The organism is Paracoccus niistensis, assembly GCF_042432925.1.
GTDB classification, from domain to species: domain Bacteria; phylum Pseudomonadota; class Alphaproteobacteria; order Rhodobacterales; family Rhodobacteraceae; genus Paracoccus; species Paracoccus niistensis.
In genome coordinates, this window is sequence record NZ_JBHLWE010000071.1 from 1 (window position 1) to 1,120 (window position 1,120).

Here is a 1,120-nt window from a genome sequence, read left to right on the forward strand (position 1 = left end):
TTGACCACGGCAAGACGACGCTGACGGCGGCGATCACGAAGTACTTTGGCGAGTTCAAGGCCTACGACCAGATCGACGGGGCCCCGGAAGAGCGCGCGCGCGGGATCACGATCTCGACGGCGCATGTGGAATACGAATCGGAGGCGCGCCACTACGCCCACGTCGACTGCCCCGGCCACGCCGACTACGTGAAGAACATGATCACGGGCGCGGCGCAGATGGACGGCGCCATTCTGGTGGTGAACGCCGCCGACGGCCCGATGCCGCAAACGCGCGAGCACATCCTGCTGGGCCGCCAGGTCGGCATCCCCTACATGGTCGTCTACCTCAACAAGGTCGACCAGGTGGATGACGAGGAGCTGCTGGAGCTGGTCGAGATGGAGGTGCGCGAGCTTCTGTCCTCCTACGACTACCCCGGCGACGACATCCCGATCATCAAGGGCTCGGCGCTGGCGGCGCTGGAAGGCCGTGACGCCGAGATCGGCGAGAACTCGATCCGCGCGCTGATCAAGGCGGTGGACGAGTACATCCCGACGCCCGAGCGTGCCGTGGACCAGCCCTTCCTGATGCCGATCGAGGACGTGTTCTCGATCTCGGGCCGCGGCACCGTGGTCACCGGCCGGGTCGAGCGCGGCGCCGTGAACGTGGGCGACGAGCTTGAGATCGTCGGCATCCGCCCGACCAAGAAGACGACCTGCACGGGCGTCGAGATGTTCCGCAAGCTCTTGGACCGCGGCGAGGCGGGCGACAACATCGGCGCGCTGCTGCGCGGCGTGGACCGTGACGGCGTCGAGCGCGGCCAGGTGCTGTGCAAGCCGGGTTCGGTCAAGCCGCACACCAAGTTCGAGGCCGAGGCCTACATCCTGACCAAGGAGGAAGGCGGCCGCCACACGCCGTTCTTTGCCAACTACCGCCCGCAGTTCTACTTCCGCACCACGGACGTGACCGGGACCGTCAAGCTGCCCGAGGGCACCGAGATGGTGATGCCGGGCGACAACCTGAAGTTCGAGGTCGAGCTGATCGCGCCGATCGCGATGGAAGAAAAGCTGCGCTTCGCCATCCGCGAAGGCGGCCGCACCGTCGGCGCCGGCGTGGTGTCGAAGATCATCGAGTGATCGGA

The 1,120-nt window shown here is 66.7% G+C and carries 1 protein-coding gene; it reads left to right on the forward strand.

All coding sequences use genetic code 11. The features are described from left to right. On the forward strand, positions 1 to 1,115 hold a 1,115-nt coding region (tuf, locus tag ACFFII_RS17475; RefSeq protein WP_377700151.1), incomplete at its 5' end, for an elongation factor Tu. Positions 1,116 to 1,120 lie beyond the last annotated feature (5 nt).